This window comes from Photorhabdus antumapuensis (assembly GCF_020387775.1).
Lineage (GTDB): Bacteria > Pseudomonadota > Gammaproteobacteria > Enterobacterales > Enterobacteriaceae > Photorhabdus > Photorhabdus antumapuensis.
This window is the reverse complement of record NZ_JAHZMK010000015.1, coordinates 1-22,250: the sequence shown is the minus strand read 5'-3', so window position 1 is coordinate 22,250 and position 22,250 is coordinate 1. Positions and strand designations below refer to the sequence as shown.

14 protein-coding genes are annotated in these 22,250 nt (G+C 54.0%); all 14 read right to left on the bottom strand.

Annotation, left to right across the window (positions count from 1 at the left end; genetic code table 11):
- Positions 1 to 18 precede the first annotated feature (18 nt).
- A complete protein-coding gene (gene tssA, locus KZ793_RS06105; protein WP_225814397.1) occupies positions 19 to 1,614 on the bottom strand; it encodes a type VI secretion system protein TssA in 1,596 nt (531 codons plus the stop codon).
- A 3-nt stretch (positions 1,615 to 1,617) separates the two neighbouring features.
- On the bottom strand, positions 1,618 to 4,914 hold the full coding sequence (locus KZ793_RS06100) for an ImcF-related family protein (protein WP_225814390.1): 3,297 nt from the start codon (positions 4,912 to 4,914) through the stop codon (positions 1,618 to 1,620).
- Complete coding sequence (locus tag KZ793_RS06095; protein WP_225814389.1) at positions 4,907 to 6,082, bottom strand: hypothetical protein; 1,176 nt, start codon at positions 6,080 to 6,082, stop codon at positions 4,907 to 4,909. Before KZ793_RS06095 ends, KZ793_RS06100 begins: the two co-directional genes overlap by 8 nt.
- Before the next feature lie 5 nt (positions 6,083 to 6,087).
- Positions 6,088 to 6,360 carry a PAAR domain-containing protein gene (locus KZ793_RS06090; protein ID WP_225814388.1) on the bottom strand — a complete coding sequence of 91 codons (273 nt, stop codon included), beginning with the start codon at positions 6,358 to 6,360 and terminating at the stop codon, positions 6,088 to 6,090.
- A gap of 829 nt (positions 6,361 to 7,189) precedes the next feature.
- Positions 7,190 to 8,179, bottom strand: a complete 990-nt coding sequence (locus KZ793_RS06085; RefSeq protein WP_225814387.1) for a putative type VI secretion system effector — start codon at positions 8,177 to 8,179, stop codon at positions 7,190 to 7,192.
- A complete protein-coding gene (locus tag KZ793_RS06080; RefSeq protein WP_225814386.1) occupies positions 8,176 to 10,782 on the bottom strand; it encodes a T6SS effector BTH_I2691 family protein in 2,607 nt (868 codons plus the stop codon). The genes KZ793_RS06085 and KZ793_RS06080 overlap by 4 nt, the downstream gene beginning before the upstream one ends.
- On the bottom strand, positions 10,782 to 11,822 hold the full coding sequence (locus KZ793_RS06075; protein WP_225814385.1) for a DUF4123 domain-containing protein: 1,041 nt from the start codon (positions 11,820 to 11,822) through the stop codon (positions 10,782 to 10,784). The genes KZ793_RS06080 and KZ793_RS06075 overlap by 1 nt, the downstream gene beginning before the upstream one ends.
- 122 nt (positions 11,823 to 11,944) lie before the next feature.
- Complete coding sequence (locus tag KZ793_RS06070; RefSeq protein ID WP_225814384.1) at positions 11,945 to 14,206, bottom strand: type VI secretion system Vgr family protein; 2,262 nt, start codon at positions 14,204 to 14,206, stop codon at positions 11,945 to 11,947.
- A gap of 12 nt (positions 14,207 to 14,218) precedes the next feature.
- Positions 14,219 to 16,891: a type VI secretion system ATPase TssH gene (gene tssH, locus KZ793_RS06065; protein ID WP_225814370.1), complete on the bottom strand. Its 2,673-nt coding sequence runs from the start codon at positions 16,889 to 16,891 to the stop codon at positions 14,219 to 14,221.
- Positions 16,892 to 17,130: 239 nt separating this feature from the next.
- Positions 17,131 to 17,622: an Hcp family type VI secretion system effector gene (locus tag KZ793_RS06060; RefSeq protein WP_036847109.1), complete on the bottom strand. Its 492-nt coding sequence runs from the start codon at positions 17,620 to 17,622 to the stop codon at positions 17,131 to 17,133.
- An 82-nt stretch (positions 17,623 to 17,704) separates the two neighbouring features.
- Positions 17,705 to 19,363: an OmpA family protein gene (locus KZ793_RS06055; protein ID WP_225814368.1), complete on the bottom strand. Its 1,659-nt coding sequence runs from the start codon at positions 19,361 to 19,363 to the stop codon at positions 17,705 to 17,707.
- A gap of 10 nt (positions 19,364 to 19,373) precedes the next feature.
- Complete coding sequence (tssL, locus tag KZ793_RS06050; RefSeq protein WP_225814363.1) at positions 19,374 to 20,024, bottom strand: type VI secretion system protein TssL, short form; 651 nt, start codon at positions 20,022 to 20,024, stop codon at positions 19,374 to 19,376.
- Positions 20,021 to 21,379, bottom strand: a complete 1,359-nt coding sequence (tssK, locus tag KZ793_RS06045) for a type VI secretion system baseplate subunit TssK (protein WP_225814362.1) — start codon at positions 21,377 to 21,379, stop codon at positions 20,021 to 20,023. Before tssK ends, tssL begins: the two co-directional genes overlap by 4 nt.
- Before the next feature lie 5 nt (positions 21,380 to 21,384).
- Positions 21,385 to 22,250: type VI secretion system contractile sheath large subunit (gene tssC / locus KZ793_RS06040; RefSeq protein ID WP_225814360.1), on the bottom strand; the 866-nt coding region annotated here is incomplete at its 5' end.

The window sequence follows — 22,250 nt, the reverse complement described above, 5'->3', positions numbered from 1 at the left end:
AAATCTATACCCGTAAAATCAGCCACATAACACAACCGCCCGGACCGGATCAATCGCCACCAAGCCCGCGAACAGCGTCTCCATGCGTTGGGCCATCCGCCCCTTATCGTGTTCACTGCGCTGGGCTTTCATCCGCAGCAACTTCAGCAGGCACGCTTTCACCTCAAACATCAGTTCCGGCTCCCATTCATCAAGACGGAGTGGCTCATCGGCATTCAGCTCGGTCAACAGATGCAGCGCGATTTCATTTTTGCCGTACTGCTCCGCCACGCGCGCCATCAACAGACGCTGTAACCAGCGGTGACGTGCCCCATTGATGCCCGGCAATTGCCCCAACCACGACAACGCGGCATCAATGCCTTCGCTGTCCGCCAGTTGCAGCGCTTCCGGCTCCAACGCTAAAACGTCATCATCGCGCCGGGGTTGGGCCGGCGAAGGCGCAAACGACCAGTCCTCCTTAACATGATGAATCTGTTGAATTATCCAGCCGGCAGTCACTTCATCAGCAAAAGGGCTCCCATCGTCATATGCCAGGTTTTCCAGCCCCGGCAGCCGTTCAAGCCATATTCTCAGGTCCTGTTTAATTATCTCTCCCCAACCTTCATAGTCGCCGCCTAGCTGACTCAAGGACTGACAGAGATACCACTGTAAATCGAGCCAAAAATGATTAACCCCTTCCGCAAACATCCGCTCGGCCTGCTCCAACAGTTCATGCCAGCTTTGTTGCCGGTAGAGCCGTTTTAACAAGGCCCGGTATTCCTTTCGGGGTGGCAGCAGACGGGTACGCCCATCACCATCCTGTGGCGGTAACTGATGCACAGTATCCCAGCGCACACTGCGCATCAGCCGAGCGGAAGAGAGCCAGCCCTGGGGCTGTTCACGCAGATAGCGTGCCAGTTCACGCGTCCGTTCCAGCAAGTCACGCCCGGATTGCACCGGACGCCATACCGGCGATTCCCTCGGGGGGGACGGGTTGCCTTGCATCAACGGTAACGGTGTCTGAGCGGTCGTTTGCGGTACCGCTGCCATCCCCCCCGACTGCGCCAGCCGGGTTTCCAGTATGCCGGCCAATCCGGTCAGCGAGGGACGAGCATCCTCATCCCAGGTAGCAAATACCTGTTCCAGTAATGCCAGCGACGCCAGAATATGTTCGAAATCCATCCGATTGACTTCAGGATAAAGCGACAGACTGTCCTGAATTTTGGTTCCCGTCAGCCACTCCAGCGCGGCTTTACGACTACCGGCCCGACAAGGTAGCAACGCTTCACCAAAACGTTCGACCAATGCAGCCAACAACGCCAGCCCTTCTGCCAGGCCCCGTTCTCCCTCCTGATGCAGACGCGCCCACACGTAATAAGTCGCCACGCGGACATCTTTACATTCCGTAGTCAGCAGCTTTTGCGCCAGTTCACCGATAAGTTCGGTATCAATACCACTGAGTTTATTGACCTCCTCCCGCATACGTTGAAAATCGTCGTTATAGGCCGGATCATCACCCGTGGGCGCTTCTGGACTGATGGGGAATAACCAGTTTTCCCACAATGCCGTACTTTCTCGCGCTTCGGCCAGCACCTCTCGCCCGGCAAAATAATTTGTTATCAGTTGTTGCAGCATAGTTTATTCCTCTTTCACGCTGAATATCTGGGTCGGCAGCCGGAATCCTTTCAAGGCCAGCAACGCCAGCGGACCTTTCCCGACTTCGGTACGTAATACCCAGGTCAGCGGCAATCCGTCCGGCGCAGTCAATGTCAGCCGGTAACGACTGCCGTCCAGCGCAGTCACCTTCGCCTGCGCTAACCACCGCATTAACCCCCACGTCCCCGGATAATCACCAAACACTCTCGCCCCGGTGTTCACACTCGTCCACGTCAGCACCACGCCGGGGTTATCACTGTCCCCCGGCCAGCGCAAACGCTGCCAGCTCTCCATCTGGTTAAAGTAACGCAACCTTTGCCCGTCTATCGTCAGGTCCGTTTCCGCCACATCCCGCACCGGTTTCGCCCGCAGTTCAAACCGTATCCCCTGCCCCCCATTCACAAATAATACATCCGATAACTGACTGAGCTGATTTATCGCCGTCAAAAATGCCGGGTTAATATGCAGACCCTGACTGTTCACTTCATCCACCACCCAGTGTTTACCCTCTTTATGCAGCACGCCCCCTAACTGACTGCACAGAAACTGTTCTATCCGTCCGGTATCCGCCCGAATAAACTGCCCCAGCATCGGCAACGAGGCTTCATTTGGTTCCTCGACAAACGGGTAACGCCCATCAAAGGCGGCCTGCCAGTCTGAGACCACCGACGACTGCCACTGCGCATTGAGACTGGCCGCTGACGGCTGTAACACCGTCTGCCATGCCTGGGTTAACGGTTGTACAAACACCGTCTGACCAAACCCGTTCCATTCCGCCCCCAGACTGGCGGCTATCAAACTGCCATAGGTCCGCGTATCGGTCAGCTCCATACTTTTCCCCTGAAACACACTCTGTGCCAGTGCTTCCATCACCGCCGGAGGGTCATCGGTATTCGCCAGTTGTTGCAGCGCCAGACGAATACGAGTGACTCGCGTCAGGAAGGTTTGCAGACTGAGTGACGGGTCCGACGTCAGCCCGTTTTCCGCCGGGCTTTTGCCCATCAGCGCCAGCAACGGACCAAATGTGCTTTCCAGTGGCCCCGGTGGCTCACCAGTCTGGTCAATCATTGGCAGCTTATTTTTCTGGAACAGGTTTTGCGCCGATTTCACCAGCGGATCCGCTAACGCCGCGCCCTGTTGTCCGGCTTCTCCCTGATAAGCCAGCGTGTCCATCAGGGCAATCAACGGCGACTGACGCACATCCGCCATCAGGGTTAACTGGTCAATGGTATCGGACAGGTTATGCACTTTATTCCAGCGCAGACTATTGAGGAAGTGCAGCCATGCCCCGGCGAAATCAGTGAAATAACGTTCCGTCAATCGGGCTTTCAACTCCACCGGTGAAACCGCCTTCAATACCGGCTGACGACCGTCACTGAGCACCCAGTCAATCTCTTCCTGCCGGGAAGCCACCCCCTGCGCTATCGCTTTTTGTACCTGCCCCTCCCACGCCTGACGGGTAAACATCCCCGGCACCACCTGACGGGTGGTAAATAATCGACTCGCATCAGTAGCCCCGGTCATCTGCGCCAGCCTTAAATCTCCATAACTGTGGGCCACCTGTTGCAATATTTTCTGGTACAGCCTCGTTTCTGCCTGACGCTGCCCAAGCTGATTGAGCAATATCTGACGCACTTCACTGACCAGCCCGTTATCCACGCTGATTTTCCACTCCGGGTGGCGCGGCAAATTCTCCGCATAAAAAGTCAGTAATGCCTCGCCGCTGTTTTGCCACAGGCCATCCGTCACCCCGGCCCGCTGCGGCCAGTTTTCCATCAACACCCGGCTCATAAAGGCCGCCTGGGCTTTTTCCGGCTGAGCCATCATCAGATACGCTTTCAACTGGTTGTACGCCGATGTGATACGCTGATGACGCTGTGCACTGCCGGGCGGCAGATTGACCAGTTCGGTCAGGTGCTGATGGAGCAACCGGGCAGCGTCATCACGTATCAGTTCGGCATTGTTGCGCTGATACACCGGCCACATCGCTTTCAACAAGGCCGTATTCTGATTCAGCCCAAAACCGCTGTACCACGGCGTCTCGTGCGCTGACTGGTGCTGCAACCGGTCAATCTGCAATTGCAAGTCATGCTGACTTAACAGACGGGCCGATAAGGTCCCCTGATAGTCACTGGCCGCACTGATTCGTTCACGACTGACCGCTATCTGATGACGGTTAACCCCAAACGAGGTCACACTGCCCACGCCCCACAACGCTGCCAGCGCTATCACCCCCCACTGGGCGCTTTTCACCCACGGAAAACCCACCGCCTGTCCCCGGATATCCCGCACATGTTCCAGCACGCCATTCCAGCTGACATCCATCAGCCAGCCATGCTCCACCATCCCTGACGGTAGCGGCAGCGGTAAACTGAACGTCACCCCCGCCAGCCCCAACGGCGGCCGGTCTAACAACAACGTCAACTGCCCGACCAGACGCGTCACCCCGCCATCCCGCAATGACTGCGCCAGTCGCAACAGAAAATCGTGACGAACTTCCGCTATCGCCTGTTCCATGCCCCGGCTCGCCAGCGTTGGTATCAGGCTATCCAGACTCTGCGCCAGCCTCTCAGGCGTCTCCCCTTCTGACAGAAAACAGCCCACCGTCTGCGTTGGCCGGTCGCGCTGGTCCCAGTTGCTGTGACGCACATTCCACACATACACCGGCGCCTGCCAGCCCAGCTGTTGGCCCTGTTTCTCTAACATGCGCACGGCGGTATCTATCTGAGCCTGCTGGCTGAGCTGGTCTTCGGTCATCGCCCACACCACGCCATCCAGCGGGCGACGGCGACGCAACTGGCGCAACGCCTGTAACTGGGCTTTATCCGGCGGCGTTTGCAAACTGCCGCCCCACAGTAGCAGGTTGCTTTCGCCCTCCAACCAGTGTTGATGAGTCAGGCCGGGGGCTATCGCCTCCACCTGTTCGCGTTGCCCCATCACCAACAAAATACAGACCCGCCGACGCCAGAGGGGGCCATAACGCCGACGAAGCTGATATTGCAACCGTTGAAAATAAAATGGCGCTTCTGAAAGTACAGCTTGCTCTACGGGCGGGTTAACCGCGATTTCCTGTACAGGCAGACGCTGTTTGTAATCACGAAAAAGATTCAGCAGCCATACCACACCCACCATACTGACAATCCAAACGATTATTTTGACGGCCTGAGTGGACAACCCGACGCGATCGCCCCAGAAAGATAACAATCCGCCCAATACCAGGGCGATCAAACTGGTGACCATACCGACGCCCAAATTACGGGTCATAAAAGCCTTAAACATGGAAATCCCCTGATGAAGTGACATGGTTCAGCGGGGAGAGGGTCCCCAGTTGTAACGTGGCATGGTGCGCTAGCAGAAAAAGCTGTGGTGCCTGCTGATACTCGGCCATTTTCATGGCGAGCGTTAATGCAAACCAATCCGCATATGGCCCTGATTTCCCAAGCCAATGGGGGACGAACTGCTGATCAGGCGTTGCCGGTGCGCTCTGCTGTACGGATGATGGCAAGGCTTGCAATATCTGATTCAACCGAATTAACACCCTGTCTTTCTCCGGTGAGTCGGCATCGTTGTACCACAGTGTCCCGGCAGTGATGGCAGGACGTTGATAACGCAGAAACTGGGCCACACTCTGCTCAGCCTCCGCTGCGACAGTAACCATAGGCCGATGCAGACAGCATTTCGCCGACAATGGAGAAGAAGGAGGTGCCAGTAGCCAAACCACCGCGCCCTCACTGACGGCCTCCGGCGTTTTATCCTCTTCCCAACACCATGCAATGACTAGCATCAACCCCTTGATTTCATCTGTCAGCCAGTCGTTTATCTGGCTGGCATAATCGGATTTAAGCCCTATTGGGCCTTGTAACTGAGACAAAGGCAGCCCCAGTTTTTTCCAAACCTGACAAAATTGTTCCCATACGACAGCTTCGGAACTGTCTAATGAAAAATAGACATTCACCTTATGATTAGCCACATACGCCATCAAACTACTCCGCATCTCTCCCAGTAAATTTTCAAACAAGTTGAGGTAACTGGAAAAAGGGGGCAATACCAGTGCACTATCGCCATTGACCAATACAGCCTTATCCGCCGGTGATGGCACTTCCGGCGGAAAAAACGCGCCATAATCCACAACCTGTATTGCCTGCGAAGCCCACGCTTGCCAGCGCGCCTCCTGCCAGGTGTTCTCTTGTGTCAGCACTTCAGCCTGCTCCCATTCGACGCCGTAACGAAACAGTCGCCAACCGGCAATCACGCCGAACAGTGCGGTTATTCCGGCTAAAGCGACCAATGCATAAAGCAAGCTGGCGGGATCTTTAAACCGATACCAGACACTACCGGCCGCAACTAGGACAGCGAAACAAGCCAGACTGAACAAACGCCACCAAAGCGACCAGATTGGCGGTTCTGGCCGGTGTACGGAATAAGATGGCGGAATATCCCAAGCCATTATTATTACTCCCCTATTCCGGCTTTGGTCGTACTGGAAATAACATAACAACCGCATTGGCAAAGCGCTTTATCAAATGCGACCGGTTTACCATCGGAAATACATTGAGAATTAGCTTTAACAATCCGGTTAATACCATGCCCTTCCAGCGGACAACTGACCAAATCATTTAATAATGCGACTCTTTTCCCTTCAATTTCGATAGAAGAGGAAGCGGAGATCACTTCACCGCCGCTACTGAGCTTATCGCCCAGTCGAATAACACCTTCAAACATCATGAACCCTATATCATTAAGAATAAATTTTTCACATTTTCAGCGTAATAATATTATCGCCCTCATTTTTCGACCCCGCCGGCAAAAGCGTTTGAATAACTTTATTAACATCATCTCTATCAATAAATTTCTTTGAGCATACGATGTCGATTTTCTGATTTAAATTCACGGTAATCAGCAAACTATTTTCGCGTTCCTCAATTCGTCTAATATATTCATAAGGCAAAAAGAGGGTTTTACTCAACCCAAATACACGCTCGGTCTCGATACCTCTCCCGGACAAAATAAACCGTGGAATCTGAAACCCTATTATTACCCTGATATTCAGAGAATGAGGACAGAGCAACTTTTTGAATCGACAACAAACACCCAATAAAATAAACCACACCAAAAGGAAAGAAACAGGGCGTATTAAGCATTAAAAAGAGCTGATTTTTGCATACTTTGGTATTTTGAGAATAACCAACAGATTAACCACCTCCAGAAAGATAAAAATCAGCATAAATATTAATATCTTATCAAGAAAACTCCTCACTTGATAAGAGAGTCCAGGATAACTGACATCAAGCCATTCTATGGCAGCGAATAAGAGCAAATATGTCAATAGATTAATAGCAAGATCTATCCGAACCATTTTATAGATCTGTTTCACAAAAACGCCTTGATTTACACAAAATTACAAACAAACCAAATAAAAAAAGACAAAAATTCACATTGGATAATTCGTTACTGAATTTTCCAAAGACACGTAATCTTTTAATATCTCTACAACTCAGCGTAGATAATTCTGAGGACTATCCCATAAATCTTTAGCTCCATCCTATTACCTGAATCAGTAATAGTAGTAATGGCTCAGGATACAAAGCTTATCCGGTAATACTTCTTCACTGTTTTCAGGCGATGGATTAGCTCTTATCTCCTTAATCTTTTTCCTAGTTAATTTACTCAGACTAAGATCCTGCGGATTCGGGAAATCCAACACTGAGAAAATATCCTGAGCCAGTTTAACTGACGGCCACGGTTTTTTGATGCTGATAAAATATGCATAGAAAGAAAATACGGTTGCCACAGCCATAATACATAAAGTTAAAAGATCTGGTCCATCCCAAAAATTGCCCCCTCCTGAAAAAAAGATAGCACCAAGACAAATAGCTACGATCATAAAAAATACGCAGAAAGTATAAAAGACTTCATCCCAAGCTTTTGACCGTCTCCCTTTATTACAACACGGCGTGATAGAAATCGTTCTGCGTTCAGGGTTTGTTAATGCATAAACGACATAATATTCTCCCTGATCGGTCACCGCTAATTCAACATAATCACCGGTTTTGACTGTCGTCAACCCTATCCAACCATGAAAAGGGATGCCATTGATTTTCCCCTGCACAAAATGACATATTTCACTTAATCGCACTTCAGTCCGTAAATTCACCGCAGCCTGAGAGGTATTTCCCAACATCGCCAGCAATAATGCACCAAATTGCCTATTCTCCTCCCGGCGGGCAAATTCTTCGGGGTCATATTCACGATCAGAAAAATAGCCTTTGACACAGAGTATTTCCCACTCTTCCAACACACCACTCACTTTAATTAAGGGTTTACGCGGGGGCAATTCCGGCGGCGGCGGCTCTTTTGCTAATATCGCATCCAGTTCAGGGATTTTAGCTTGAAGTTCCGCAATGGCTTTTTCTACCTCTTCTCTATCCTCAGGCCAACGTTGAATTCTTTCCCGCTTAACCTTTACCAATATATCAATGTCTTTTCTTTGATCTTTTACTTCTTCAAAGTCAATAGCACCTTTTAACATCTGATAAGTATTCATGAGAGCACCTTAATTGCACCGGCAAAGTTTTTACTTTGTTCTTCATATAACTTATCTTTCTGTGATTCAGGGTAAATCAATTGCGTGGCTTCCAAACCTCTCACCGGTTCTAACCCAAAAACACAATTACGGCACCATTTTTGTAAATCATTATCGACATATAATGAAACCAGCCACTCAAGAATAAGTACCCCAAGCATGACTTGCCAGCTAGCCAGAAAGCCAACCACCCTACCGGCTGCCAAAGATCCCAACATTTTTAATGTAGTTTCTAAAATCCCCCTATCCATCAGTTTTCTTTCTATCAATACTTCTAGCAACCCGCCGGATGCTTTTAGCATTGCGCCAACATCAGCCCCAATTTTGCAGACGATTAATCCAAAGTACTGCCAACGCCGTTTGCCATGCCATTCAGATACAAAATCACTGATATCTACCCCCAGATTCAGTGCAGAAGCGAGCGTGCCTGCACTCGACCCGATAAATTTAATGGTGTCAGTAGCGGCCATATTTTTTATTCCGTGCTTCACCATCGGCTCCACAATCTCCATCGCCGTACTCAGTGTACTTAAAAATGCGGCAGTCACCTGAGCATGGCTCTTGGTATCCTCTTTACCCTCTTTTAGCTGATTGGCATACTCCAGCCCGTTAAAAAATAAGACTAATAACTTAATCCGGGATTTTTTTAATACCGGCTCGCCTTCAGCACTTTCAGCAAATTCTTTAAACCTATCGTTATAACTATTCTTCGCATCAAAACGAGCTTTTACTCCTGATTCCTTAAGCTGCGCTAATACCTGCCGCCTAAATAGATCACCGTCTTGAAGCTGCGATACCGACAAATCAACCGCCTGATCAAACGGCACCCCTGAAATCACCGAGAATAGCCCCTTACTCAGCATTTCATTGGTGCTATTCAGCACTTTTCCCAAGCGGGTAAAATTAAAGAACCGGTCGCCCAGCGTGACCAGTCGCCGGTCGCTGTGCAACATCGCCCGGGCAAAGGTGCTGTCGGATCTTGGCGGCTTTTCCAGCACTGCATTCGCTTTATCGTAGGCTTCAACCAGTTTTCCACTCAGCGTCGGCACCGTTTTCATAAACGCTGAGATGTCCGCCGGTTTTTCATTCCCCTTATTCAGCTTCATCTGCTGCAAAAACCCGGCCATCTCTTTCATCACGTCCGGGTTATTCAGTAATAACGAGCGCCAGACAATATTTTCCGGTGACAGCGCGGAATATTGATCGATTTGATCATCTAAAAAGGCACAGCCGGTTTCGGTTACATTCAGCGAAGCGATAGCATAATCCACCGCCTCGCGATAATTGAGGTTGTCCTCCAGTCGGGTGGAATGGAAATCCTGACAACAGGTGATAAATCGGCTCTGTTTTAACCAGTTCACTCTGAACTGGGCCAGTGGCTCCAGCTTTTTCGCCACTTCGGTGCAAAGATCGGCATAACATTGGTTAAATGCCTGTCGTTTAGCCAGATCCAGCTCTGCGGTATATTTTTTCCAATCGTGAGCAAACGCTTGCTTATCCGATTCGATGGCGTGACGGATTGTATCCTCTCTGAGTTTGTCCCACTCCTGAACTGACAAACCCTCCGAATCCGCCCAAGTGATATCCTCTGTTTTATCCGACTTTTTGAAATGTGTGGTGTGTATTTGACGCAACTGATTCTCCACCCCATTCAATGAACTGTCAGTCATAAACTCAATCGACAATTCATCCAGAAAGGTTTTATGCGCCCCGACGATATCATCACTCCAGCCCGCTAACTCATGCGCTATCCCGATCGGATCATGCAACGCGATTAACACTGGCGAGACCGGGGTGCCATCATCTGCCAGCCCCCGCTTTTGCATCGCCCTGACCGTGATATCCGCACACCCCGCCCGCTTGCTACTCCACGGATACAAGGTGCTCTTCGGTCTCAACGCACCGTGATAAATTTCATAGTAGGGCGCCTCTTCTAATGTCCGGCTGATACGAGACACTTTTCGGTTGCAAGGCAGAACATATTTACCGGAGTCATTGTCGCCCAGACAGTAATCGATGACTCCATTCAGGTTCTCTACCGTCGCCTGAGCAATCCCGCTCCCTTCCGGCACACCGCGCCACTGCCACGGTTTCACGCACTGCATCCGCTTTTCCCGTGCTTCACGGTTGTTGTGATAATACTCGATGGTCTCCCGGCTCCACGCTGAGGGCGTGAAAACCAGCCAGGTCTCCTGATACAAGGCGGTATCTCTTAGCACAATAAATTCCACATTGGCGCTCTGATGGGTCGTAACATGACAATCCGCCGTTTTCTGGGGCAAGACACCAAAAGGCGCACTCAGATTTTGCCACAACGCGCCATCCTCGCTGACGCTCCAGGCATCCCAACTCTCCGATTCAAATGGCCCGGCATTGGCGTAATAGACATACAAAAAACCCTGCCGTAAGGCACGCAGCGCATAATGGTAGCCCGGCGCAGAAGGCGCCGGTGTTTCGGCCCACGCCGGCAAGGTTTCAGAAACATTATCGGGCACCACGGTATAGCGCACCGGCAGCAGCGCCGGTCCGGTGGATCCACACGTCTGACATAAGGGTTGACTCATCACAATATCTCCGGGTTCTCTAAAGGAATAATGGCGGGATTGAGATGACGGCAGTCACGAGCCAGAGCTGACCACGCTTCTGCTGTCAGTCTGGCCGTCCGCGTAACATAACCGCCAGCGCTATCGCCCCCTTCATCGGACAACAGCGACTGTATTCGGGGATGTAAATCTATCTCCGGGTGATAGAGCAAGCCGTGCAATGCACAGGCTTCCAGGTCTTGCACCGCGTTAAAGGCATAGCGTGCTGTCACCCGGCGCAACAAGGCCAGCATAATATGCAAGGATCCCAGCTCCGTCCGCCGTAACTGATTACGGTATGCCTGACGATATCGACGCAATGCCCGATTCATCGGCCCTGACCAGGCCATTTCTGCCACCTGTTCCGCTGTCAATGACAGTGAAAAGGTGTACAGTTCCTTCGCCGACCGGGCATTGTCCCGGTGCAGTAACTGACCGTCGCCATCAACCAGATACCAGTCGGTCAATGGCCCCAACAAACGTGAGCGTTGCCAGCTATCCAGCACCGGCCAAAAGGCATTATTGACCGCCGGATCATAAAAACGCAGCATGATTTGCTGTTGAAATGACACGGACTGCACCGCCATCATATTGATATGGCGCGCAATAGCGGACACCGGGCTGGCACTAAACAACCAGCCACATACCATCCGCCCGCGCCCGGCAATCAACTCTGCCGGGTCCGTTTCCTGCAACGCCTGCGTGACGCTCAGCACCAGCAGTTCGGCATCCTCAGACCGATTGAGATCCAGTGGCACCAGCCAGGGAGAATAGCGGGATTCGAAACGGTGATGCTTTATCTGCGTCGGTATCACCGCCGGCTGATGATTCAGGATCGCCGCAGGAAACCCGTCTTCCTGACGGGTATCCAGAAATACAGCCGGGTCAACCAGTAAAAAACCGTGGCCGTCATGCTGAGTAAACGCAGTACGTAAATCAGCCAACAGACTGGTTTGCTGTCTGGCCTCAGCCTCGGGGGAAAAATCATAATCCACAGGCAGTTGAATAGTGGCTTCTGTCATTGTTTACTCCTTATTTGGTCATGCCATTTTGCTCACCCGCCATTCGCGCAGATGCTGATACGCAACGCTCAGGTAAAGTCAGGGCTGAATCCTGACTGACAGGACCGGTTTTCTGTAAAATGTCACACTGGAACCGGGCATTCTTCGGGCCGGCAAAGGAAATATGGCCGTCTTTCAGCGAGATATAAGCCCCCCCCGCACTCCAGACGCAGTTCTGTTTTCGCAGAGACGGTCACGCAATCCTGTTGACTTGCCAGCGTCAGCGCCTGTTGAGCCAGCACCTCCACTGCGTCAGTCTGGGCCTGAATTTCTACCCTGCCAGAAGCTGCCAGCAGCTTTATACCCAACGTTCGGGTGAACAAACTCAAACCATTCCCCACCGCCAGCCGGAATTTCCTGGTGATGCTCATATCCGCATCCCGACCCACGGTGGTGATCAGGTTTTCACCCGCAGAAAGCTGCAAACTGCCCGGGGTCACCTGCGCAATGCCTGACGGCGCGGAAAGTAACAGAGCGCGTTGTTGCAGATCTTTGAGGGTGTCATTCATCAATGCAGTCTGGGTTTCGATATCCGCCAGTTCCGCTTTCGCCGCCTCAGCGGCATGACGCAACCCCGCCGCGGTCTGAATGGCGGCCTCCAGCTCAGACAACGCCCCTTGCATATCCCGTTGCTGACCCGACGCTTTGGTCTGTTGATCGGCACTGATAAACAGCCCCTTCCCGGCCCGGATCGCCCCCCAGTCGTCGGTGCGCAGTTCAAACCCTTCACCGCGCTGATTAGGATGCGGTCGCTGTCCATCCACCAGATGGCCCAGATTCAGCTGACTCTTACCGCCATATTCGGTGCTCAGCTTGATATGTTCTTTGCCGCGTTCGTCGTCCATCCGCAGTTTGTTATTCGCCGGGGTACGCAGGACATTACGTCTGGCGTTGTCGAGGGTCACATGATCTTCGTGACGCGAGTCATGCAATGCATGGGCGATATAGGGCCGGTCCGGGTTGCCCTGTTCAAACGCGATCGCCACTTCGGTTCCCTGGAGCAGCGGCCAGTGGAAACCATAAGTGTTACCCGCATAGGGCCGAGCCAAACGCACCCACAGGCTTTCGCCTCCCAGCGGCCATTCATCCAAATCAAAATCAAACTTGATGCGGTAACGCCCCATTTTGTCGATATGGCTGTAGGTGTCGTTCGGCCAGTCGCTGGTCACCCGCGCCGGCACGGTCCCGGATATCACCGGTCGTTCCCGCAGTGCCGGCCGGTAGCTCAGGATTTCGCTGTAAGGGATACCACTGAAACTGACCAGATAGTTGCTGTCGCGCCGGGCACTGCTTCGCATGGAGACAATCAGTACCCCTGCTTTTTCCACCCCTGCCGGTCTCTCCCCTTCAAGCTCCAGCACTAAACCGGGCACTAGCATCGGGGAAGAGCTTTGACCCCGGATCAGGTGCTGCCGGTACAGATCGCGCTCGTGATGCAAACGGGCATAAAATCCTGCCGTTTCCGGCTGTGGCTGGATCGGTTCTCCCCGCGCCAGAAAATTATCGCCATAACGGTAAATTTCACCGACCACGGTAGTATCCCGATCCCGGCCGACCTGATATTGCAGATCATTGCCCGCTTCCCGATAGTTGTAGTCCCGCACCTTCACCCTTTGCGTGACGACCTGATGTTCAACATGCAAATCCCACACCGAATCACGGTCGTTGTGGTTCATGCCCGCCGGGTCACGCAGCGGCAGGCTGACGTCGTACTGATAATTGCGCTGGTTATCCCCAAACCGCACCACGTCAATCCCCAGACGGCTGTCCACCCCAAAGCGATACCCGATCCCCACTTCCGCCAGTATGCGCTGGATAAAGTCCAGATCGCTCTCCTGCCACTGCACCACCAGTTCCCGCCGGGGATATTCCCGCACCAGCGTGAACAGAAAATCCTGCCCGCGAAATTCGTGTCGTTCACGCAGGATCTTTTCCACAATCTCCGGGACCGACTGGTTCTGGTAAATCGCACAGCGTCGGGTATGGTGCAACAACGCCAGACGCGGCTCCAGACAGACCTGATAGTGGGTTTCATCCGCCGAGGTGGCAAGCCGGTTAAACCGGGTGATGACGCCATGTACGTTACGCACCTGCTCCGGGTTTTCCGGTGCCTGCAAGATAAACGTGGCCGATTTGTTCAATATCACCGCCGGATCGATATCCCTGTTCGGGCTGGTAAAATCAATGGTGTAGCAATAAGGGGCGCACAGGCGCTCTTCCCCGGTGAAGCTGAACACCGCCAGCTCGGCATTGCAGTGCCGCACTTCAAGCCGGTAACGGGCATGGCCCGGCAGCGCTGCTTTACCCGCCTGACGCTGACGGGCGCGAAGCATTTTTCTGTCCATCAATCGTTTTCCTCAGATATCAGATACCGCAGTTTGCTCGGTGAAAGAGAGGGTGATCCCCTCTTCCTGATCGCAACCTAACGTCACCCCGACAGGTTTATAATGGTGTGCCAGACGTTCCAGCAACGCCTGCGATAACACCGGTAAAATTTGCTGACTGAGCAGGCTGTCAATATTGCGGGCGCCGCTGTCTGGTAGCAGGCAGGCATTCACCAGCGTGTCACAAAGGCCACTTTCCACCGTGCAGGTCAGGCCATAATGGGTATGCAGACGCCGGGTGACCTGCCCCAGTTTGATGTCCACAATGCGCCTGAGTGCCTCCGCCGATAACGGGCGGTAAATGACGGTCTGGAAACGCGCCAGCAGGGCCGGCTGGAAGTGGTCGCGCAGAATAGGATGTAACAACTCATGTAACAGCGCGGGCGGGGCATCGGGCTGTTGAGCCAATAGCGCCATCAGCGGATCACTGCCCAGATTGGCGGTCATTAATATCACCGTGTGACGAAAATCAATCTCGCGCCCTTCTCCGTCCCGCATAAAACCGCGATCAAACACCTGATAGAACAGGTTCAGCACGTCACGGTGGGCTTTTTCCACTTCATCCAACAACACAACACTGTAAGGACGCTGGCGTACCGCTTCCGTCAGGATACCCCCCTGCCCGTAACCCACATACCCCGGGGGAGAACCTTTCAACTGGGAAACCGTGTGTGCCTCCTGGTATTCCGACAGGTTAATGGTGATCAGTGAACGCTCACCCCCAAACAGGCTATCCGCTAAAGCCAGCGCAGTTTCGGTTTTCCCGACCCCGCTCGGCCCAACCAGCAGAAACACCCCCAACGGCCCCTGTTCCGGTGTCAGACCGGTTTTCGCCGCCCGGAGACGTTGGGCGATGGCCCGCAACGCGGGAGCCTGACCGATAACCCGTTCCGCTAAATGCGATTCCAGATGCAACAGGCCGGTTTGTTCGTCTTTCAGCAAACTGCTTAAGGGGATGCCGGTCCAGTCAGCGACTACCGTCGCTACGGTGCGCACATCCACATCCGGTGATAGCAACGGTTGCCCCTGTTGACAGGCTGCCAGCCGCTGTTGTAATGCGGCTAACTCCCCCTGCCGGCTGATGTCCTGCCGAATAGCCAGTAACTGTTGCGTAAGCTGTTTTTCCTGTTGGTACTGCTCCTCCCGTTGTTGTTGTTGCCGGCACAGTTCACCGCGTTGCACCGCAATCTGGGCCAGACGATCAGAACAGGCAGGTTGCCCCAGCGCCCTATCTTCCGCTATCGCCTGTTGCTCCACCTCCAGTGCGGTCAATTGAGCCCGGAGCAGCGTCAACGCTTCCGGTACGGTATCCAAACTCATCCGCACCCGCGCACTGGCGGTATCGAGCAGATCCACCGCTTTATCCGGCAGCTGGCGCCCGGTCAGGTAACGGCGGGATAAGGTGACCGCCGCTTTAACCGCCGCGTCCTGAATATGGACACCGTGATGACGGGCATAATGCGCTTTCAGGCCCCGCAGCATCAGGCAGGCGGTTTCATCGTCCGGTTCGTCCACTTTGATCATCTGAAAACGCCGTTCCAGTGCCGCATCCCGTTCAAAATACTGTTTGTATTCCGACCAGGTGGTGGCGGCAAGGGTGCGTAATGTTCCCCGCGCCAGCGCCGGTTTTAACAGGTTAGCGGCATCCGCGCCGCCCGCCTGATTACCGGTACCAATCAGTGTATGGGCTTCATCAATAAACAGTAAAATCGGGGTCGGTGACTGTTGTACCGCCGCCATCACGTTTTTCAGCCGCTGTTCAAATTCGCCTTTTACCCCGGCTCCCGCCTGCAACAATCCCAGATCCAGCGCCCGCACGCTGACGGTTTTCAGGCAGGCGGGGACATGGCCTTCGGCAATACGCAGGGCCAGCCCTTCCACCAGGGCCGTTTTTCCCACCCCCGGTTCACCGACCAGGATCGGGTTGTTTTTTCGCCGGCGAGACAGAATGTCGATCATCTGGCGGATTTCACTGTCACGGCCAAACACCGGATCGATATGGCCTTCTGCCGCCCGGGCCGTGATATCCTGTGTGAATTGGTCCAGAGCGCCCTGTAATACCGGGGGTAAGGAGGCGGTCTGTCGGGCTGACTCATCGGTGCCCATTTCCGCTTCGGCAAATTCGGCGCCGCTCTCGGTCAGACAAGCTGTGACCTGTCTTTCCGGACGTTCCTCTGATTGTTGATCCAGCAACGGGCGCAGGCATTGCAGCTGGGTCTCACTCAGGCTGAGTAACGGCCAGGTATCCTGAGCACGCCACCACGCCGGCTGATTGCGCAGCGCCTGCAACAGGTGCACCGAGCGAATAGATACCGGGTCTTCTTCCCCCGACGCAATCAGCCAGGCCGCCTGTAACCAATGGCACAGGGCTTTCGACAACCGTGGGCGCGAATGACGCGGATGAAGGCGGTGAGGCAGCCGATCAATCGTCGTGAGCAGCGACTGCCACAGCGCGTCCATCGCCCATTCATAACGCCGGGCAATCACGACCATATCGCCTTCACCACTTTCAAACAGTTTGAGCAGCCAGTGTTCCACCGTGATCTCAGCCTGTGCCCGTGTCTGGCAGAGCGCCGCCGCCGCGTCCAACGCCCGGGCGCAATAGGGATTTAAGCGACGCAATAATGCAGTAGAGACTGTATCCATATCAAGTTCCGGTCATATCATGAGGTCAGGCCACCTTCAAGCAGGGGATCACGTTTCGCCATAGCTACCGCACGGCTGAGACGCCTCCGTGATTTCTTGCTCAAACTGTGCCCGTTCCCGGGTAAAAAGTTGTCTGGTGGGGTCTCCCACCGGATTTTGTCTTGAACAGGCGCCGCAATAACGCCGCGCCTGTCAGGTTAAATGGCGGCTATCCCGTCGGCATAGCCGCCGTCAGGGCATTACGCCTGATTGCGCTCATTCCACGCATCAGAGTGAATGATGTTGCCGTCTTTGTACGTCCAGGTGATTTTCTCGTAGCGGAACTCCACACGTTCCAGATGGTTGTGCTTCTCTTTGGCCGGATCTTTGATGTCATGCATCAGCGGCGCCACTTTCACCACCTTCACGTTGTCCAGTTTAGTGGTGAAGTATTCTTTCTCCTGACCGGCGTCATCAATTTGGTACCACTTGATTTCCGCCGATTTCAGGGTCTGGCCGGAGGTGACCGCTTTATACAAATACGGGGTGGATGCATCGACTTCTTTAGTGAACACGAGCGGCGCGTGCACGCGGGTTCCGGTCAGCTTGCCGGTGTTGTTGTCCGTCGGAATATGCAATGCATGTTCCAGCGCCACGATTTCGATGCTGCCTTCCCGGTTCTGCACATCGACAGACCCTTTGATGTCAGCACCGCCGTCATCTTTCAACCATAAATACGCGGGGATCGCCATAATAGGACTCCTGTTGTTGCGTGTGTAATGTCGCCTGCACCGGCGACGTTGTTGTGGATAAAAAATCTGGCACGGGTTGCCGTCACTGGCAGGCGACGGCGCCCGGTACCAGACGGATTTCAACTCTGCGGTTGGCTGCTCGCCCCGCAGGTGTTGAATTGGTGGCGATCGGCTGCGTTGCGCCCTCGCCTTGTACGACGACACACGCGGGCGGTATCTCGCTGGTGTGTAAGATCCAGTCGCGCACCGCGTCTGCCCGCGCCAGTGACAGCGCCTGATTTTTCGCGGCATCGCCGGTAGAGTCGGTATGGCCGGTGATCATCATCAGCCAGCCCGGTTTAGCGCGGATGTCGATCAGCGCGTTGATTAATACTTGAGTCGATCCGGCCTTAAGGCGAGACTGGCCCACATCAAACAGTGACAGACTGTTAAGGCTCAATGTCGGCGGCGGTGTTTTATCTCTCTGCGGCAAAACAGGCGGTGATACCGGTAACACTGCGCGGTTGATAGCCGCCATCAGCGGCGCATAAAGCTGATCGCCCACGTAAAGCCCCAACCCCAAACGCACCGGTTCGCCATCACGACGGTATTTTTCCAGCAATGCCGCGTTCAGCTTGAGTTGATGGTAAGCCTGCCGCCAGGCACCCGCCTCTTTCAGGCCAATCGCGTGATACTGTTGTAAGTCACTGCGTATTTGGCGCCACAGGCGATAGTTATTCCAGGCGCTGGCGGTCAATACCAGACAAACAAACCCGGTCAGCAAGCCTATCCCCCAAGCCACCGCCCGTCGGCGCGGTGTATAACCCCCATAACGTGGCAGCAAGCGCAGCAGGGCATCGGGAAAAGGCGAGACACTCACCGCACCCGCAGTACTGTGGCTGATACGGGGTAAGGTCGTACGGGCGAGCAGCCATTTCGTCCACAGGTTGTTTACCTGCGGGGTTTGGGGCAAAAACATCAATGCCATCGCGAGGGGATAACACGGCGGGCTGACCTGCTCCGGTGACTGGCACTCGCTCAGCACATTTTCCCCCATCCAGCGTTGCCAGGCCGCAACCGCAACCGCCTGCTGCAAACGGGCCGCGCGTTGCTGTGCCTCCCCTTCGGTCAACCAGGTATTCATTCCGATGGCGGAACGTTTTTCACCCCATACCGTCATCATCGGGTGGCCTGCCTGCAATGCGAACCACGGGCTGATATCCCCATCAAGATAGCCGGCAATTAACGCCGGTGTATGACAAGCGGTGAGTTGGGCCACACTCGCCACCTGATAACGAAATGCCCGGATCTGGGCCGTCATGACCGCCGGATCCCGTTGCTGTTCAGGGAAGAGAGTGAATAACACACTGATCTGAGGGGACCAGTCCGGTCTGGCCGCCATAATCGCTTCCGCCAGCGCCCTCATCTCACTTTGCCGCTGTACACAGATAAAACAGCCCTGTGACGTGACGCGCAGCGGTTCTCCGGCAAACAGGCTGGCCACATTCTCCCCGCAAGTCAGCACCACAGGCTGACGCCATGAGGGCGCAGGCAGGGCCGCCAGTAAACGACAAACCGTGTCCTGACGGGAAATTTCACGCACAGCGCGTCCAGTCTGCCACCAGGCAATCATCACGACCATCAGGATCACCCCCAGCCACACGGCAACCGATACCTTGCTCAGCGGGAAGAAAAACCGGCACAGCACCGCCGCCAAAACGCCAGCCAAAAGCCATAGCGCTCTTCTTAATTCGCCACTCAATGTGTTCTCCTTAGCCTGGCCCAACAGACAAGCATTGCTGGAGATAGAGATGCAGACCCCACCACATCAAAGCTACCACGAGCACCGCCTGACACCCCCAAAACCCCAGGGAGCGTGAACGCCAGAATCGCCCCTGACGACGGCGCGCATGGGTTCGGATCGCCTGATGCGGCTGCACCACCATGCCCCCCACACGCTCAGTCAATGCCGCCAGTAAGGACTCGCGCTCTTGGGCAATCTGTACGCTATCACCGCCCTGAAAACCCAGTGCCAATACGCGCTGGAAACAAGTCAGGACCAGCGGAGAGGGGGGTGATTGATTCAGCCCCTGACGGATACGTTCAAACAGCCGCTCCCCGGCATGGTGGGTATTAAAAAATCGCGTCTGCAACAGCGTCTTCGACCAGGTTTCATGCCCATCATCCCGATCAGGACGGCTCAGGACGGTTTCATCCAGCAAGGCACATAAGGCATAGATCACCTGGGTGACGTCATCTTCGCTCACCTCACCGTCTCTTAATTGCTGCTGTGCCGTTTTTATCAATGCCATCCCTTTTTGATATAACGCCTCACCCTGCACTGACTTCTCCCCGTTTTTCAGCGCAATCACTACTATCCCGATATCGAGTATCAGGGGGTCAATTAACATCACTTTGTTCATGAGCGTAATACCGCAAACAGTTCTAACTGCACACCCGACAAGGTGCCCGGGACATAGAAAGCACAGCTCCCCGCCGCCAGCATGGCTTTAGCCAGCGGATTATTCAGATCGAAAGCAAAATACTGGTTTTCCAACCGCAGCGGGACGGCCGCCGGCACATGGCTCAGCGGACGTAAAGGCACCCCACTCAGTGAGCGGTTAATCAGCCGGTCAATATCATCAGGGGCCCCCACTTTACATAATTGCGGAAACTGGGTTTGCAACTGGTGTGCCGGTATCGACGATCGCACGGAGAGATAGAAATCGGCCTCTTCGCACAGGCGTCTATCATGAAACGCGGCTTTCCACTGATTCTCGCGCACCACCTCCAGTTCAATGGCAACGACCCGGGATGGCAAGCTGGCTTCAAGCAAGGTGCTGATAAGCCGTATCAGCGGCGGGAAAACCGCACTCAACTGACGGTGTTGATAACGGGGGATCGCGTCGAGATCATGATCCAACGAGAAGGTCAGCAACGCGCCCGCCAGCTTGACCAACTCACGGTAGATGATCTCCGGATGCAACGCCGGGGCCGCGTTAAAATCATTCAGCACGGGCTCATAGCTGTTAAGCGCATTTAACAACCAGAATAGCGACACATCCGCCACGGCGAAATCGGCCATCCGTTGATTACTCTCACGGCGCATCCCCATTAAACGGGCGCGCTTAGCCCGTAGCTGAGTCAGCAAGAGATCGAGCTGTTCCAACAGGGGCGGATGCGCAGCAAAAGAGAGCAACGGCGGAATAAAGTCGTTATCTATCGTCCAGCCTGCTTGCCCGTCACGTACCAGACGCGCCAGCGGACAGGTCAGATAAGCCCCATTTTCATCCTGCTCAAAACGCAGGGAAAAGGCGTAGCGCTCAACCGCAATGGACTCACAGAGACTGCCGTACCTATCCTGTACCTCAACCCACTCCTGTTGATAACGCAGCGGCGGCTGACCCGGCGCGACTTCTTCACCACGCTGACGGCAGTTCCCGCCGTTGGCATGTTCCAGCGGTAATGCCAGTAATACCTCAACCGTACGCAAATCCGCCGACACAAGGTGCTGCAAATCACAGGCCGCAGGCAGGTTGTCAGCATGATCCGTGTCAATCAACGTTCCATCCGGTAAACGGAGCCTGAGATGCTGAATTTTGAGCCGATTGAAGCGCAGGGCATCCTGATCAAACTGCATATCCAGCACCCCCCAGGGATGGATCAATCCCAGGTGTGCAATGCAATTGTTGGTCAGCGCTTCCCAGTTCGCTTGTTGCTGAAATTGTTGAGGGGTCAAAAAGGCGTCCTCAATCCAGAGCGGGCGTGAAATTTTCATGTTGTTTACCCTTTGGCTTTCGGCATCTGAGAAACCAGAGACAGATTGACGTCCAGTCCCTCGACCTGGAAATGCGGCACCGCATACAACCTGACCCGGAAGAACCCCGGATTGTCATCAATATCTTCAACCATCACCCGCGCTTCACGTAGCGGATGAGAGGCCTGCAAATCGTCAGACGGATCGGTCATCTCCGTCACCAGCGTGTTGATCCAGCGGTTCAGTTCGATTTCAAGCAGACGCCGATCTTTGGTGGTGCCGATGTTCTCCCGCTGGATAAGCTTCAGGTAATGGGCAATGCGGGACAGCAGGAAGATATACGGCAGACGGGCATTGATACGGCTGTTGGCCGTGGCTTCACCGGTGTCGTACACCGCCGGTTTCTGCGTTGAGTTAGCCGAGAAGAAACAGGCGTAATCGCGGTTTTTGTAGTAAGAGAGCGGAATAAAGCCCAGATTAGCGAATTCAAACTCGCGGGTTTCCGGGATCATCACTTCCGAGGGAATTTTAACCTGACTGCCGGTCCCCAGATCGTAGAGGTGGATCGGCAAATCAGTCACCGCACCACCGGCCTTTGGCCCGCGGATCTGCACACACCAGCCATTGTTGACAAAGCTTTTCATCATGTTGGCGGCAAACGCAAACGCGGCATTGGTCCACAAATAGTTATGGTGATCCGGCCCTTTCACCTGCTCAACATAATTAAATGTTCGCACCGGCACGGTATCCGGGCCATACGGCAGACGCCCCAACACCCGCGGTAATGTCAGGCCGATATAACGGGCATCGTCGCTGTCACGGAAGGATTTCCACTTGATGTATTCAGCACGGTCAAAGTAGTTACCGATATCTTTAATGGCCGCGACTTCCG